This is a genomic window from Rhodanobacter sp. C05 (assembly GCF_002001165.1).
Classification (GTDB): Bacteria; Pseudomonadota; Gammaproteobacteria; order Xanthomonadales; family Rhodanobacteraceae; genus Rhodanobacter.
In genome coordinates this window covers 423,324-438,961 of the sequence record NZ_MUNQ01000006.1, presented here as the reverse complement: position 1 = coordinate 438,961, position 15,638 = coordinate 423,324, and the positions used below count along the sequence as shown (strand labels likewise).

At 59.5% G+C, this 15,638-nt stretch carries 12 protein-coding genes; 2 read left to right on the top strand and 10 right to left on the bottom strand.

The window, feature by feature from the left end; all coding sequences use genetic code 11:
• Window positions 1-3: 3 nt before the first annotated feature.
• From tssK to tssI, 4 genes are all read right to left on the bottom strand, one after another.
• Window positions 4-1,341 carry a type VI secretion system baseplate subunit TssK gene (gene tssK, locus B0E51_RS04515; protein WP_077443626.1) on the bottom strand — a complete coding sequence of 446 codons (1,338 nt, stop codon included), beginning with the start codon at window positions 1,339-1,341 and terminating at the stop codon, window positions 4-6.
• A gap of 127 nt (window positions 1,342-1,468) precedes the next feature.
• On the bottom strand, window positions 1,469-2,854 hold the full coding sequence (gene tagH, locus B0E51_RS04510; protein ID WP_077443625.1) for a type VI secretion system-associated FHA domain protein TagH: 1,386 nt from the start codon (window positions 2,852-2,854) through the stop codon (window positions 1,469-1,471).
• Between the two features lie 566 nt (window positions 2,855-3,420).
• The gene (locus B0E51_RS04505) at window positions 3,421-3,960 is read right to left on the bottom strand and encodes a hypothetical protein (protein WP_077443624.1); all 540 of its coding nucleotides are present in this window, start codon (window positions 3,958-3,960) and stop codon (window positions 3,421-3,423) included.
• Between the two features lie 15 nt (window positions 3,961-3,975).
• A complete protein-coding gene (gene tssI / locus B0E51_RS04500) occupies window positions 3,976-5,976 on the bottom strand; it encodes a type VI secretion system tip protein VgrG (RefSeq protein ID WP_254424405.1) in 2,001 nt (666 codons plus the stop codon).
• A gap of 507 nt (window positions 5,977-6,483) precedes the next feature.
• Between tssI and B0E51_RS04495 the strand changes: the two genes are divergently transcribed.
• A complete protein-coding gene (locus B0E51_RS04495; RefSeq protein ID WP_217333058.1) occupies window positions 6,484-7,230 on the top strand; it encodes a glycoside hydrolase family 19 protein in 747 nt (248 codons plus the stop codon).
• A 13-nt stretch (window positions 7,231-7,243) separates the two neighbouring features.
• Window positions 7,244-8,041, top strand: a complete 798-nt coding sequence (locus tag B0E51_RS04490; protein ID WP_077443622.1) for a lysozyme inhibitor LprI family protein — start codon at window positions 7,244-7,246, stop codon at window positions 8,039-8,041.
• 33 nt (window positions 8,042-8,074) lie between these two features.
• On the opposite strand, the gene B0E51_RS04485 is transcribed toward B0E51_RS04490, so the two are convergent.
• The 6 genes from B0E51_RS04485 to tssH all read right to left on the bottom strand — a co-directional run bounded on the left by B0E51_RS04485 (window position 8,075) and on the right by tssH (window position 15,615).
• On the bottom strand, window positions 8,075-9,451 hold the full coding sequence (locus B0E51_RS04485) for a tetratricopeptide repeat protein (RefSeq protein ID WP_077443621.1): 1,377 nt from the start codon (window positions 9,449-9,451) through the stop codon (window positions 8,075-8,077).
• A gap of 121 nt (window positions 9,452-9,572) precedes the next feature.
• The gene (locus B0E51_RS04480; RefSeq protein ID WP_077443620.1) at window positions 9,573-9,860 is read right to left on the bottom strand and encodes a PAAR domain-containing protein; all 288 of its coding nucleotides are present in this window, start codon (window positions 9,858-9,860) and stop codon (window positions 9,573-9,575) included.
• Window positions 9,861-9,972: 112 nt separating this feature from the next.
• Window positions 9,973-11,103, bottom strand: coding sequence for a hypothetical protein (locus B0E51_RS04475; protein ID WP_077443619.1), 1,131 nt, complete (start codon window positions 11,101-11,103; stop codon window positions 9,973-9,975).
• Window positions 11,104-11,145: 42 nt separating this feature from the next.
• Window positions 11,146-12,069, bottom strand: a complete 924-nt coding sequence (locus tag B0E51_RS04470; protein ID WP_077443618.1) for a hypothetical protein — start codon at window positions 12,067-12,069, stop codon at window positions 11,146-11,148.
• 104 nt (window positions 12,070-12,173) lie between these two features.
• A complete protein-coding gene (locus tag B0E51_RS19105; protein WP_143525785.1) occupies window positions 12,174-12,785 on the bottom strand; it encodes a hypothetical protein in 612 nt (203 codons plus the stop codon).
• A 97-nt stretch (window positions 12,786-12,882) separates the two neighbouring features.
• Complete coding sequence (gene tssH / locus B0E51_RS04465; protein ID WP_077443617.1) at window positions 12,883-15,615, bottom strand: type VI secretion system ATPase TssH; 2,733 nt, start codon at window positions 15,613-15,615, stop codon at window positions 12,883-12,885.
• Window positions 15,616-15,638 lie beyond the last annotated feature (23 nt).

The window sequence follows — 15,638 nt, the reverse complement described above, 5'->3', positions numbered from 1 at the left end:
CGCTCAACCTCTGATCGCCCAGAGCTGCAGGTCGAGACCGGCGAACTCACCACCAAAATGGAAGGCGATGCCGCCGGATGTCTTCAACATCCGCCACATCGAGGAGTTCTTGTCGAACTCGAAATACAGATAACCGGAGTTGTATGGAATCTGTCGCGGCGCCACTGGCATTGGCGTCACCGGAATGCCGGGAAGCTGCAGGTTCACCAGATCACGGATCTTTTCGACCGGGCCGATCTTCGACTGCGCCGGCAGCTGTCGACGCAGATCCTCCGATTTCAGGTCGGCCTTGGCCGCCAGCACGAACGCAGCGGTGTCGATCAGGCTGAGATCCGGTACCACCGCCACCCATACGCCGAACTTGCGTTGCTGCATCGGAATCGGGATCGCCGTTTGTTCCAGCACGGCGCTGAGGCTACTGCGCAAAGCATGGATCAAAGGCTCGAAGCTCTCATACAGTGCTTCGTGCCGATACGGCGGAAACGACGACGGCCGTTTGCCGGGCATGGTGAACGTGGCCAATTCGCCAGCCATGCCCGCCAGCACCCGGTAGAAATCCTCCGGATGCAATATCGGCGCCGCGGCCAGATGGGCGATCAGCGGCTGGTAGCGGTTCACCACCTGCAGCAACAGGAAATCGGCAATCTCGGCCGCACCACCACGATCGGTCACCGCCACGCGACTGGCCAGCGCCTCGCCGCGCTGGTGCAGCAGGCCGAGAAGTTCGGTGAGGAAGGTGGTCAACTTGGGCGCGGCCTGGACACTGAGCGCCGTCGGCATGAAGGCTTCTTCGAGGATCACGCGCCGGTCGGAGCGGCACTCCACGATCCGCGCCAGCGGGATTTGTGCCAGCCCCTCCAGCGGCTGCGACTGCGGCAGCAACCGGCTGTTCAGACCGCCCACCTCCAGCGCAGTCAGGCCATCGACGCTGCCGGAGGCGTCACGCACCTCGGTTTCCCGCACGCGAAAGCGAAACAGTTTGTCCGCAGGGGCTTCGGGCCGCCCGCTGTCGGGCTGTGCCGGCGAGCGCAGTGGCAAGGTCAGAAAAACGGTCTGGTCGCGCCAGTTGCCGTCGACCTCGAGCGCCAGCGGCAACGGATCGTCGTTCGGCATCGAGAAGGGGGTGCCGTCGGGGAATACGCCCCGCGCGCGCTTGATGCCGAGCTTGCCGATCGCCAGCAGGTCGATCTCCAGCTCCAGCTCCGAGAAGCCCCAGGTATAAGGGCGCAAACTGCCCGAGCGCAGCTCCACGAAACGCTCAAGATAGCGCTCCTGCTGCTGCAGATGCTGGGGACGGAGGAACAGTCCCTCGCTCCAGACGACTTTGTTGTTATCCGTCATGCGTCGCGTCTGCCCCTGTCAGAATTCCGCCCGGCGATGCTGCCGGCCAATAAGGCATTGCCGGCACGCAGCCGGTAACGCCTCCCCCTGGATATTTCCTGTTGCGACCCGTGGCGCCCCCTGCGCCTCAGTGACGTGCTGACTTCTGCATTCTCCGCGCCGATTTCAGGCGTGACAACTGTTCTTCGTAGGCACGCGCGAATTCGTCGCCGAACAGTCGGCGAAAGCATTCGTCGGGATCCTTGGAAAGCCCGTCGAAGCCCTCGCGGTATTTCTCCCAGTATTTGCCCTTGCCGGCAAACGCCGAGCGCTTGCCGCCGCCATCCGCCTCCTGCTCGAACCGATCCGGGTTGAAGTGCGCCAGCAACGATTCGAACGCCGCGCGCACCCCGGCCAGCATGGCCATCTGGTGGCAGCGGATATCGTCAAATGCATCCTCGAACGCCATGGTTCCCGACATGAAGGCCGAATTCGTTGGCCCCATGATTTTCTGCAAGGCTTCTTCCGGGTTCGGCGCGAACTTCAGCGGATTGTTCTCCGAGCGCTGAATGATCGTCACCGGCAGGCGGAACGTGTTCTTGATTTCCGCGCGGGCGCGCAACACATCCATGACGCCGTCGACCACGACACGGAAAATCTGGTCGATATTAGCCGGCAGTTGTGCCGCAGAACCCGTGGTTTCCGCGATCGAAGCCACAGCAACCGCGGGTGCATATGCCGGTGCAGCTGCTGGCGGCGGGGGTATGGGTGCGGGTGCGGGTGGACTGGGTGACGGCGCTGGCGCCGATCCGAAGTCGCCCATGGTCAGATCCCAGTCGTCCGGCAGAGCCTGAGCCTGCCGCTGCTCCGTCGTTATGGGCGGTCGGAAATAATCTTCGGTGCTGACCGAGTGGTTCCACCCCGAACTGCCATTGCCCGTCGTTGCCGACGACAACAACCCCGACGACCCAGTATCAGTGGGACCGAACAGGTTCAGCGGATCCAGCTCATTGCCGGAAGTCGCGCTGACCGCTCCGGGAATCAGTTCGGCATCCATCGGAATGACCGATGACGTCGGCGGGTAACTGGCGTGTGGCGCCGGATCGAGCAGGCCGAAATCCAGCGGATCCATCATCGCCGGCACTGGCTGCCGTACCGGCTCACTCGCGGGCGCAGGTGCAGTCCCCAGCAGATCCGGTACTGCCGATGCCGCATTGGCATCCTGCAGATGGATCTCCACTTCGAAGGTATCGATCAGCAGGCGGTCGCCTTCCTTCAAAGCGGAAGGTTCACCCTTGATCAGCGGCACATCGTTCAACAGCATCCCGTTGGTGCTGCGATCCTCGACGAAGTACATGCCGTTGAGATAACGGATCATCGCGTGGACGCGGGATATGCCCGAGGCACTAAGCACCCAGTCGCAATCCTCCGAACGCCCGACACTGCCACCCTTGGCCTCGAACGTCTTGCGGCTGCGACTGCCGAATTGGGCAGCCTGATGGCCGGCAACTGCGAGGATCAGGGTCTGCGACATCGGCACGCTCTATTTCCCTGGAGCTGTCACTGCAACCAAGACAGCAATCGATGAACCGCCTCGCACCTGCGTGACCAACCTGTCCGGATCAACCCCGGCAAGACCACGATGGCACGAGCAAAAGATCTTATCCGGGAGTTGGCGCGAGCGCGCAGATGACTCTCTCATCGGCGTCAAAGCGTCCCGCCCCCGTGGCATCAAACAATTCGGCAATCCCTACCTTCATCAACCGACGCAACACGCTGCTGCTCGTGGATAAACCACAACTCACGGCCGACAAAAACTTTGGTCAAACTCGACCATGGCCAAGCCACGCGCGATGCATCTGCCGCTCGCCATCGTATCGCCCATCCGCACAACGGGCAAGCCGCCGGAAGCCCGATAGCAACGCGCGCCCGCATAGTTCGCGGCATGTCTGTCTTGGCCGGCAACGTGCTCTGTCAGCGGTGTAGTCAAATGGCTACACCAATCGCATCCACCAGGATGACATGACCATCTCGGCGATGCAGTTATCCGGCAGGACAACCGTTACTAAGCCATGCCCCGAGTACCATGCGGCGCCAGGCTCATGCCCCCCCGCCTGAGCCATTCAACAGGCTCATTGCCGGCTCGATGAATCCCGTCCGCCGGGCCTCGAATTTCTCGATGACCAGCGCCGCCAGCATGTTGATCCCGGCCACCACGGCGTAGGCGGTCAGATGATCCGGCGGAGGCACCGGTGTTTCCTGCGAAGCCGGTGCCAGACTGCCACCGGACCAGCCAGCCGCGGCGGCCAGCCATGCACCGGTCGACTTGTAGCCCCCCGCACTGGCGAATTCGAACGCGGCCCGCCGATTGCTTTCATTCGGTTCGCGCACCCACTTTTCAGCCAGCGATGCGCCAGCCTTGTCCTCGGGACTCAGCGTCTGATCGCGTGCGCACTGGCACAGCCACGCCACGGCATAACGCTTGGGCAACAGCCGCGCAAGCAATTTCAACGCATCCTGTACCTTGCCGGCGCCCACCAGAGCCTGCACCGCCATCTGCGGGGTCATATCGGAACTGAGCAGTGCACCCGCCGGCTCGGATAGCTCCATCTGGATGCATGCTTGCATGACTGCTGACATGTGCGTGTCCTCCGCTCACCCGATCATGATGATGCCACCGGACATCTGTGCCATGGCGTCGCCCTTCAGCGTCAACATGGTTCCCTTGACTGTCGTCATGGCGGTACCAGCAACTTCCAGTATCGCGTCGCAGTGCATCTTCAGGCTGGCTCCTGCACCGATGTCCATCGTCGCACCAGCCGTGATGCCGACCTGGGTCTGGCCTTCAATTTTTACACCCATCTGGCCGGTGATCGTGATGTTGACGCCCTTGATCTCAATGGTGCCATCGCTTTTCATGACAATGCTGGAGGCGCCGGTGACCAGCTCGATCTCGGTGCCGGCATTGAGGCTGAATTTCTGACCTATCGTGGTCGTGCCATTCTGGGTGACATCAAGCTTGTCGTTGTTGCCCACGCTGATCTTGCGATCGTTCGAGATGCTCTCGGTCTGGTCGTGCTTGATGGTGATCGACTCATCGTGGTCGATCGTGACCGTATGGTCGTTCTCCACCTCTTCATGCATGTCCTTCTGTGCATGCATGAAGAAATCTTCGCTGCCCTTCTTGTCCTCGAAGCGGATCTCGTTGAAGTCGTCCGCACCGCCCAGCAGGCTTCGGCTCTTGATGCCGCTCTGTGTCTTGTTGTCCGGCAACGTGTACGGCGGCATGTTGCTTGCGTTGTAGACGCTGCCGATCACCAGCGGCCGGTCCGGATCGCCCTCAAGGAAACTGACCACCACTTCCTGGCCGACGCGCGGAATATTCACCGCACCCCAGTTCTGGCCGGCCCAGGAGGAAGCCACCCTGACCGGGCAGGAAATGTGCGCATTCTTCTTGTCCGCCTGATTCCAGAAAAAAGTCACCTGGATGCGCCCGTACTTGTCGACGCTGATGTCCTCGGCGGTGTCGCTGCCGGCCACCACCGCCGTCTGCAGGCCAACGATCATCGGCTTCGTCGCGGTGTGCATGGTGCGGAACGGTTGTCGGCTCTGGATGGCCGAGAAATGGCAATAGAACAGATCTCCACCGGCCTGCTGTCCGGAAATGTAGGTGTCGTCCTCGATGTGGATGGTCGAGCCGGTGACGAGGTATTCCAGATTCAGTTCACTACGCGGAAATTCGCTCAGGTTGAACAGGCCGCCGGTCAATAACCCGCAGGCCGTGGTTGAACCAGCGCACTGCGACTGCGGCACATTCAGTGCTTCGAGCCGAACCTGTGCGTAATGCTGCCCATCGCTAGCCGTTAAATGGTCACCCGGATAATCGAACGACTCCAGTCCGTTCACGCTGTGATTGTCGTCCGCATTGCTGATCTGGTCGGTTCCCAGCAAGGACGTCTTCGGCTTCAGCGGATCGTAGTCGGTCAGCGAATACTTGATGGTCTGAACGGTTCGCACGGTCGAGAAGTCGTGGACCGCCACCTCCTGCTTGCCGCGACTGCTGGCGCCCTGCGGCCGATACGGCAACTTGTCGAATCCGCTGTTTGCCGCATGCGCACCCAGCGAATCGGCCAGCACCATGGTGTGGGTATCGCTGGTGTGCTGGAAAAAGTAGTAGATGCCTTCCTGTTCCATCAGCCGGCTGATGAAATTGAAGTAGTCCTCGCGATACTGCACGCAGTAATCACGCGGCTGATAACTGCCGCTGAGGCTCAACTTGACGTCGGTATAGCCCACCTCGGACAGAACGGTCCGGATGATGTCGGGAACCGTCGAGCTCAGGTAGATGCGGCAATCCACCTTGTGCAGCAAAAGCCATGGCTTCGGCACCAGGGTCACGGTGTACTCGGCGTAGCGCTCGTTCTTGAAACTCTCGAAGCCGGTCTGGGAAATTTCCGAAACGATACCGTTGAAATAGCGCTTGTAGCCGTCGGTATCGAGCGTAACCGTCATCGAGCTGCCAAGCAGGTCACGCAGCTCAACGGCGCCTTCCTTGCTCAGCAATTTCAGCTGATAGGAAAAAAGCCTTCCAAGCTGCTCGCTGCCCGACAGACTTGCGGGTAGCAGCTTGTCACCGAGGTTTGACTTCAGTGTCATCCGATGCGTCATATCCATTCTCCCCAGCGAGCCCGTGATGACGGGCTGGCAAGCTCGATTGTTTACCATATTTCCGCTATTTGCGGGTAGTTTACGCCGTGTCAGGCATCCCTGAATTTGTCACTTTCGTGCATGGCAAGTCCCTTGCTTCCATGGGCGACTAACATGGCAGCCATGCCTGGAGTCGCTAAAATCGTGTCATCCGGCGTGCAGTTGCCCCGACCCTGTCAATGGAACGATGTCATGGCCAATTTTCGATCCTCACACCCGGGGCATACACGCAAGGTCATCCAGCACCCGTTGCCGGGGCATCAATCAGGCCCAGGCAAGACCCGCCACAGGGCAGCCCACCCGGCAGATCCACCGGTCACAACCAACAGTGCCGCTGACGTCGCGGCGATGGCCATCTATGTCTGGCAGGGAAAATTCGACCGGATCAAGCTGGGCGAAGGCTTCACCCGGCAGTTCGGCAAGGATCCTCACTTCGATGCCTCAGCCATACCGCACATGGAGCTGCTGCTCGGCTTCATGGAGAGCGATATCCGCCTTACCGATATCCGCTGGATCGCGTACATGCTCGCCACCGCCTATTGGGAGACCACCTCCCTGAAAAAGGAAACCGTGCCCATGCTCGACAAGCACGGCAAGCAGCGTACCGACAAGAAGGGCAATCCGCTGGTGCGCTCGAGACAAAGCTGGCTCATCACGATGTCGCCCGTTGAGGAAGTGGGCAAAGGCGCCAACCGGCAGTATTTCCTGCCGGTCAAGGTCAAATCCCTGCCCACGGGTGAAGCGCGCGTCACCGAGCAGGATGGCGACCAGTTCACCGTCACCGCGAAAGGCCGGGATAGCGCGATCACCAAGGGTGCAAAGCTGGGAGTACCCGCCACGCAGAAGGCGGTAAAAGCCTATTCCGATGACGATGGCACCGAGCTGAAATATTACGGTCGCGGGTACGTGCAATTGACCTGGTGGTCAAACTACGCCAAAGCCGGCGCCAACCTGAATATGGGACTGCAACTGCTGCTGGATCCGGACATGGTGCTGCAGCCGGAAATCGCCTACAAGCTGATGGCTCAAGGCATGCTCACCGGTGAAGGTTTTGCCAACGGCAGAAAGCTGGAAAAATATTTTCACGGCGCCACCACCGATTACATCAAGGCTCGCGCCATGGTCAACGGCTCCGACAATGCGATGAAGATCGCCACGATTGCGAAAGACTTCGAAACCATCCTACTCGCTGCGAAATCCTGAGCCGGAAACCACGATGCCTCAAGCCACCTCGCCGTTTCGCCTGCCGACATTCCTGCGCCTGATCCTGCCGCCACTGGGATGTATCGCGGGATACGCTTCGGCCGCCACACCGCCACCGAATCTGCAAGGCACATGGGAAGTGGTGCAGGTGGCCGTCGATCAACGGGACCAGCCGCACTGGCTGTATTTCCCGGCGGATCCGCGATTGCTCGGTCGCGAGCTGCACATCAGTGACTCCGTGATCAGCCTGAACAACGACTCGCGCGACTGTTCGAAGCCGGCACTGGCGGTACTTCCAAAAACCGAACTGCAGAAATACATCGGACAGAAATTTCCGCGTGCCCCGCAATCCGCGACACCTGTCCATCCGACCCTGTCCGATTTTGGCCTGACTCTCCCTGATTCATCGGTACAGCCCTTGCAAGTCAACTGCGATCCCGATACTTCGCAATGGAACGGCGCCTGGATCATCCCCATCGCATCGGACCGTCTGCTGACCAACTTCGACAACAATGGTTACGTACTGGTGCTGCACCGCCGCCAGGAAGCCGATCCGATCAAGGCTTCGTTCGCCTGCCCCAAGGCCCAGAGCATCGTCGAACATGCCATCTGCACGTCCGCCGCTTTGGCCGGGTATGACCGCAGTGTCACCGCAGCCTATCGCCATGCCCTGACGGTGTCAGGCGACGATGCAGCCTCGATCAAACAGGAGCAGCTCGACTGGCTCAAGACCCGCAATGCCTGCGGCGCGGATGCCGCATGCCTGGAGAAAAGCATGCGCGACCGGGTCGATCAGCTTATGCAACAGTAGGTGCGAGGTAGGCTCTGTCAGCCCTTACATGCCTTATTCGCCGCCGATCTTTCCCTTGCGCGCAAGCACCACCCAACCAGCCACCTGCACGCCCATTTCCTTGCGCAGCGATTCAGGGGAAATCTTCACATCGGTAAACCCATTTGTGTCCAGTACGTGCTGCACGTAGTGCTGCGTGTGCTGGTAACGACCGCTGTGACTCAACTCGGCACGATCCTCTTCACTGTCCAGCGCTTCCAGCGTGAACCCCAGCCAGCCACCTGGCCGCAAAGCAGCGTAAGTGGCGCACAGAACCGCTTGCAGGTCACCGAAATAGACCAGAGTATCGGCAGACAGCACCAGATCCCAGGCATCCGGATTGGCCTGCAGATAGGCCGTGAGCTCGGCTACAGTCAATTCGTCGTAACCACCGCGCAGCCGGGCTTTTTCGACCATCCCACCGGACAGGTCGACGCCGCTCAACTGACGCGCATAGGGCCTGATCAGCGGGCCGCACAAGCCCGTACCACAACCCGCATCGAGCACATCGAGTGCGGCGCAGGGCGGATCGAGTATCTGGGCCAATGCATCTATCAATATCTGCGGCGCGCGATATGCGAGCTTGTTCAGCAATTGCTCGTCGAAGCTGCTGGCAAAGCTGTCGAACACCTTGCGTACGTAAGCATCGTCCGCCCGCGGCGGGGCTACCTCGCCACCGCAGGAAGCCAGCATGTGACGTGCCACCGGGTTATCCGGTTCGCGTCTGATCCAGTCGCGGTATACCTCGATGGCCTCATCGCGCCTGCCAAGCATGTAAAGCGCAATGCCCAGCAACTCGAGCGTTCGCATGTCCCTGTTGTCGTGCTTGAAGGAAGCCCTGAAGCAGACGACGGCGTTTTCGACGTCGTCGAACGTGCGCGCATGCGTGCTCAGGTACAACCCCATCAGGTAATTCGCCCGCGCAAGTTGCGGCGCTCCGGCATGCGCAAGCAAAGCCTCGTAGACCTCGAAGGCTTCTTCTGTCCGCTCCTGCGCTTCAAGCACGAGCGCAAGATTGCTCAATGCATCGTGATGGTACGACGCGCAGCTCAACGCCTTTCGATAGCAGGCCTCGGCTTCGACGAGGTTCCCGCTTTCCTTGTAGATGTTGCCGAGATTGTTGTGCGCGTCTGCATGCTGCGGGATGGCACGCAACGCCGTGCGGATCAGTTCAACTCCTTCTTCGCTGCGTCCGCGCTGGTGGCATAGCACACCAAAAAAATGCAGTGCATCCGGCTGCCCCGGATGCAACTCCAGGGCCTTGCGATAGAGCGGCTCCGCCAGATCAAGGTGGCCAAGCTGATGTGCGTGAATCGCCTCCTGCAGCGCAATGCTCACGCCTCGCGCACCGCGATGCCTGCGTCCGGCGTTGCTCGACGAAGCCCTGCTCATGTCGACATTCCAGGTACGTCGCACTCAATCCAACGGCGGCACACTTTCACCTGATCCCTGTCCATCACCCAGCTCCCACCCGATTAACATAGTGCCGCAACGGTGATCCAGGGCCTGCCCTTCAATTGATGATCACGGTCGGGCAACCCAGCACAATGGCGCCGCCATGTGCCGTGATGTCTCCCATGCGCGCTGCAGGCATCCCGCCGATCAACACCTTGAACGAACCCAGCGCGATGACATCCGGTGGACCCACGCAGGTTGCCATGTCACCGACACGTGCTGCCGGCAAGCCGCCGATCAGCACCGTGACCGCACCGGGCGGAAGAATCGGACCGCCCACATGCGGAATGATGCCCGTCACCATGGGACAGACATGCATGTCGGTGATTCTGGCTGCTGGAGGCATGATCGACGTCCTCGTCATCAATTCGGGTATGACACGCTACTTCAAAAATTCAACCGCATGCAACGTCACCGTGGAAATGGTCCGGAAAAGCAGTTCCAGCACATGCATGGAATCAACCGATGGGATTCGGATGAGGCTGCGGGCCTCGCGGTGCCGGGATCATGAGTTGCAGCAATGACGTTGCCGCCACGGCGTTCAATTGCTCCACGATGTCGCACTTCTGCTGGTCAACGAAATCCATCATGACAATGTTCGGCATGAATGACTTCAAGCGGCCACCGAGTGCACCACCATGAGTCTGGGCCAGCAGCATGGCACTGTCTTTCTCGTTGCCGAAACGTTGCGTGATCGATGCTTCCAGACCTGACTTCCAGGTCTGTTGCAAGGCGGCAACATTGGTCTGGTTCCACATGGTGTTGTTGCGCTGGCGTATGTCTCCCAACAACCCTGTCGTTGTCCAGTACATCATGCCCAGCACATCCATATGCGTGGCCGCACCGTTGACCAGAGTCCTGCCCTGCTTGGCAGTATTCTTGCCGACCTTGTCGGTACTCGAAAATTTGCCAAAGTACTGAATGCCCCAGAAATTGGGGTCGTAGGTCTTGCTGCTGCCGGAGTCGCTGTCATACAGCGCCTTGATGAACAGTATTCCGTGGGGACGCCCACCTTGCGCCGTGATGACGGGAATCAGCTTTGGTCTGGCCGATTCGTCAAATACGGTGATCACTCTCCCCGACAACTGCCGAACGGTCTTGTTGTTGAGATTTCCGGCATCCGTGTAATGCGCGGGCCCGAGCCTCGTAATGCAGGCGTTCGCAATGCTCGACCAGTTCGCGCATTTCGAAAACTTCAGGATGAGGAACTCGGTCGGATTTGTCGTGACGAAGGTCCTGGCATCATCAAGCATGTCGTCCAGACCACCGCCCCAGCCGCCTGCATGACCCACATTCTGATACGACGTGATCCCTGGGGTGTTCTTGACCTTGTGATCGACCACCAGGCTCTGGTCAAGGTGAAAGGCCTTGTTTGTATACGTTGTCTGGCCGCCCACCGTCGACTTGTACGTCGCTATCCTGAGGTCGAAGAAGCGGCACCCGGCATTTGCCTGGCCTGCAATGTCAAGCGCCTGCGTCTGCACATTGGATTTATTCGCGGTGTACACGCCGGCATCATGGCTGCCCGGCATGACGACTTCGTTCAACCTGAGGTTCTGATAATTCGACAGATAGTCATTGCCGGCCATGATCGTAACCCTGTCAATCGGAGACGCGTCTCCACCCAAAGATCATTTCGAGAACAGGCTTGCCAGCGAGGCGACGGTGTTGCGACTCATCGCAGGCTTCACCGCATCGACTGAAGGCAGCGTCGGTGCGGTGGAAAAGCTGGCGGCCAGCTGTGAAGCGCCCTGAGTTGCACCGGTTGCAATGACGGGCTTCGGCCCGGTCACCGCTGGAGGGGCGCTGACGACCTGAGTCTTGAGCGTGGCCACCGGCGCCTTGTCAGCCACGACGATTTGCACGACCGTGTTGATCTCTGCCCCAACGGCAGCCTCGACGGCTGCCTGAATCGCATACGCATCGACCTCTTCAGGCAAGCTGGTATAGGCAAGATTGCCGGCTGACCCCGGTGTAAACAGATCGCCCATTCCATATACGGTGTTCCGGTGCCCCGCCTGGGTTCCCCACACCGAATTGAACCACGCAGCAATCGTGGTCTTTTCGGCGCCGCTTTTGAGCCGGTAGCTGCCCGTATTCTCGGCATCGGTGACCACGTTTGCCGGCATGTTGCCCATGGCGGCGGCAATCTGCTGGCTCTTCGTACCGGTACCGCTCAGCGGCGTAGTCAGTACAAGGTCTCCTTCATGGATGCCCTGCGCGCAACAGAACCATTGTTCCCCATGGCGTGCCTCGTGGTAGAGGATGCCGCACAACCACTGGAACAGGTAAGCCGGCAACGCATGCTGGTTCGTATAGGCGCGGTTGATTTCCAGCCTCCAGTGCTCGGAAGTCAGTTGACCTCCGCTGCCGTTGGCGAAGTCCTTGAACGAATACGAATATGACGTGATCGGCGTGTTGCGAACGGCAGCCCGCAACAGGTTGACGATGGCGTTCTGGTTGGCGATCGGCGTGTTCTTCTGCCAGTTCTCGTAGATCGGGCGTGCGCCCTTGGCGAAGTCGGCAATGATCTCGGCGTCGCTGAGTGTTCCCATGATGGATTCTCCCTTGCAATGAATCGAGCTTGTGGATTGTTCCGAATGAAAACTCCCTGCAATTTCACTGATCAGTGCGAATATCCTTGAACCAGTTATTTAGCCTATCTCAGCCGATCCATATTCCGGGTAGCCCATGCCACAAAGGTACCTTGAGCAACAGTTCTATCCAGTCTTCGATAATATTGCTTGTCGATACGTTTCGTTGAGCAGCAACATGCCTGCTCTGTCTTGAACCAGTGACAATCGTTGTATACGCCAAGCACTTCTGCGGGTGTCGATGCGAGCTTTAATTTAGCCGTACCATTTTTGCTGCTTACATTGATATTGGTTCGCCCACCAAAATGATGAGCGGCCGACTCTACCCGGGCAGTATGAAGTATGGCGCCGCTTGCATAGCCCACTCCATCGGCATCAGCTCTGAACACAATGATGTCACCAACTATGGGCTTCTTATCGACACGAACCCACTCATCGCTCAAAACCGTTTCCATGTCCGCATTACTGAAAATAGAAAAACCGTGAAGCCAGTAACTGAATGTAGCGTGCCCGTGACACCAGTATCTATATTTTGCCGGAATGCCCGCATTTGGCTGCCACACCTCAACTGGATGCCCAGCGTCCGTCAGAGCAGTGCCCTTGGTGCCCAAAGCCGCAGGAATTGCATCACCCCATGGCCTATAATCAGGGGTTACAGCCGTAAATGCATTCTGCATGGTAGATTCCCTTCAGGTTTCAAATACTGAAATAATATTTTTATGCTTATTGAATATTAAAAAAAGACCAAGGCACTCCAGCTCAATTCCGCATTCTTCACACAAACCCGTACGAAAACTCCCCGTCCGTCACCCCCACCTGCACCTTCGCAATCTGCTCGCCTTCCATCATCTTGGTCAGGAATGCACGTGAAATATCGGGCAGCATCGAGTTGGTGAGAATCGCGTCGATCATGCGCCCGCCTGACTCGGTCTCGGTACAGCGCGCGACCACCAGCTTCACCACGTCCTCGCTGTACTCGAACGGGATCTTGTAGCGCGCCTCGACGCGTTTCTTGATGCGGTTGATCTGCAGTTTGACGATCTTGCCCAGCATCTCAGGGCTGAGCGGGTAATACGGGATCGTCACCAAACGCCCCAGCAGGGCCGGCGGGAAGATCTTCAGCAAGGGCTCGCGCAAGGCCTTGGCCATGCCCTCGTGATCGGGCATCAGCTCGGGATCCTTGCACAGGCTGGCGATCATCTCGGTGCCGGCATTGGTGGTGAGCAGGATCAGGCAGTTCTTGAAGTCGATCGAGCGGCCCTCACCGTCTTCCATCACGCCCTTGTCGAATACCTGGAAGAAGATTTCATGCACGTCCGGGTGTGCCTTCTCCACCTCGTCCAGCAGCACCACCGAATATGGCTTGCGACGTACCGCCTCGGTCAAGACACCACCTTCCCCATAGCCGATGTAGCCGGGAGGTGCGCCCTTCAGGGTGGACACCGTGTGCGCTTCCTGGAATTCGCTCATGTTGATGGTGATGATGTTCTGCTCGCCACCATACAAAGCTTCGGCCAAGGCCAGAGCGGTCTCGGTCTTGCCGACACCGGAAGTGCCGGCGAGCATGAACACGCCGATCGGCTTGTTCGGATCGACCAGTCCGGCACGCGAGGTCTGGATGCGTTTGGCGATCATCTCCATCGCATGATCCTGGCCAATGACACGGGCACCCATCAGCTTGGCCAGGTTCATCACAGTCTCGACTTCGCTCTTGACCATGCGACCGACCGGAATGCCGGTCCAGTCCGAAACCACCGAGCCGACGGCCTGCTGATCCACCGAAGCCAGGATCAATGGGTGCTCGCCCTGCAGTTCGGCAAGCTGGGTTTGCAGCCCTTTCAGCTCCTCCAGCGCCGTTGTACGTTCGGCGCCGTCGAGTGCCGCTACACCTTCGGCAACTGCTTCCTTGTTGGCAGACTCCTCCAGCTTGCTGCCGGTACCTTCCACGGGCGCAGCCGTACCACGCAAACGGGCGCGTATTTCAAGAACCTTCTCGACCAGCGCCTTCTCGGTGACCCAGTTCGCTTCCAGGGTTTCCAGCCGCGCCTTCTGCGTTGCCAGTTTCTCGGTAGCCGCTTCCTCGCGCACCTTTACATCGACACCGACATTCTTCTCGCGACCGATGATGGCCAGCTCGGTTTCCAGCGCCTCGATGCGCTTGCGGGTGTCATCCACTTCTGCAGGCACCGCATGCTGGCTGATCGCCACGCGTGCGCACGAAGTATCGAGCAGGCTGACCGCCTTGTCCGGCAGCTGACGCGCCGGGATATAACGATGCGAAAGCTTGACCGCGGCCTCCAGCGCTTCGTCGAGGATCTGCACCTTGTGGTGCTTCTCCATCACGCTGGCGACACCGCGCATCATCAGGATCGCCTTTTCCTCGCTGGGCTCGTCGATCTGCACGGTCTGGAAGCGGCGGGTCAGCGCCGGATCCTTCTCGATATGCTTCTTGTACTCGGCCCAGGTGGTGGCGCCAATCGTGCGCAGGTTGCCGCGCGCCAGCGCAGGCTTGAGCAGGTTTGCGGCGTCGCCGGTACCCGCTGCTCCACCAGCACCAACCAGGGTGTGCGCCTCGTCGATGAACAAAATGATCGGTTTGGTCGAGGACTGCACTTCCTCGATGACCTGCTTCAGGCGGTTCTCGAACTCGCCCTTCATGCTGGCACCGGCCTGCAGCAGGCCGACATCGAGTACGCGCAGTTGCACATCCTTCAGCGGTGGCGGTACATCGCCGGCGACGATGCGCAATGCGAAACCCTCGATCACCGCAGTCTTGCCCACACCAGCCTCGCCGACCAGCATCGGGTTGTTCTGCCGGCGACGCATGAGGATGTCGACCAGCTGACGGATCTCGTCGTCACGACCCACGATCGGATCCATCTTGCCGCTGCGCGCCTGTTCGGTGAGGTCTACGGTGAACTGCCGCAACGCTTCCTGCTTGCCCATCTGGGCGGGCGACATTGCTCCGCTGGCTTCGCCGGGTGCACTACCGCCACCCATCTTGAAGCCGTCGTTTGCGCTCTGTCCGTCTTCCGGCGAGCCCGCTACGACTTCGGCAAATTTCTCCATCAGCGCCTCGGGCTTGATCTTGTCGAATTCCGCCGAGATGTTCACCAGCACATTGCGCAGATTGCGTGTGCGCATGCAGCCGACGATGAGATAGCCAGTGCGCACCTGCGCCTCGCCAAACATCAAGGTGGCGAACACCCAGCCACGCTCGACAGCCTCTTCGACATCGCCGGAAAGGTCGGAGATGCTCGATGAACCTCGCGGCAGGCGATCCAGCGCGTCGGTGAGGTCGCGCACCAGATTTGACGGATTCAGATTGAACTGCTTGACGATGCGATGCAGATCCGAATCCTGCAGCTGCAGGATCTGATGGATCCAGTGCACCAGCTCCACATACGGATTGCCGCGCAGCTTGCAGAACACGGTGGCGCTTTCGATGCCCCGGAAGGCGAGTTTGTTGAGCTTCCCGAACAGGGCGCTGCGACTGATTTCGGCCATGGTCATTGATCCTTAGTGCGATG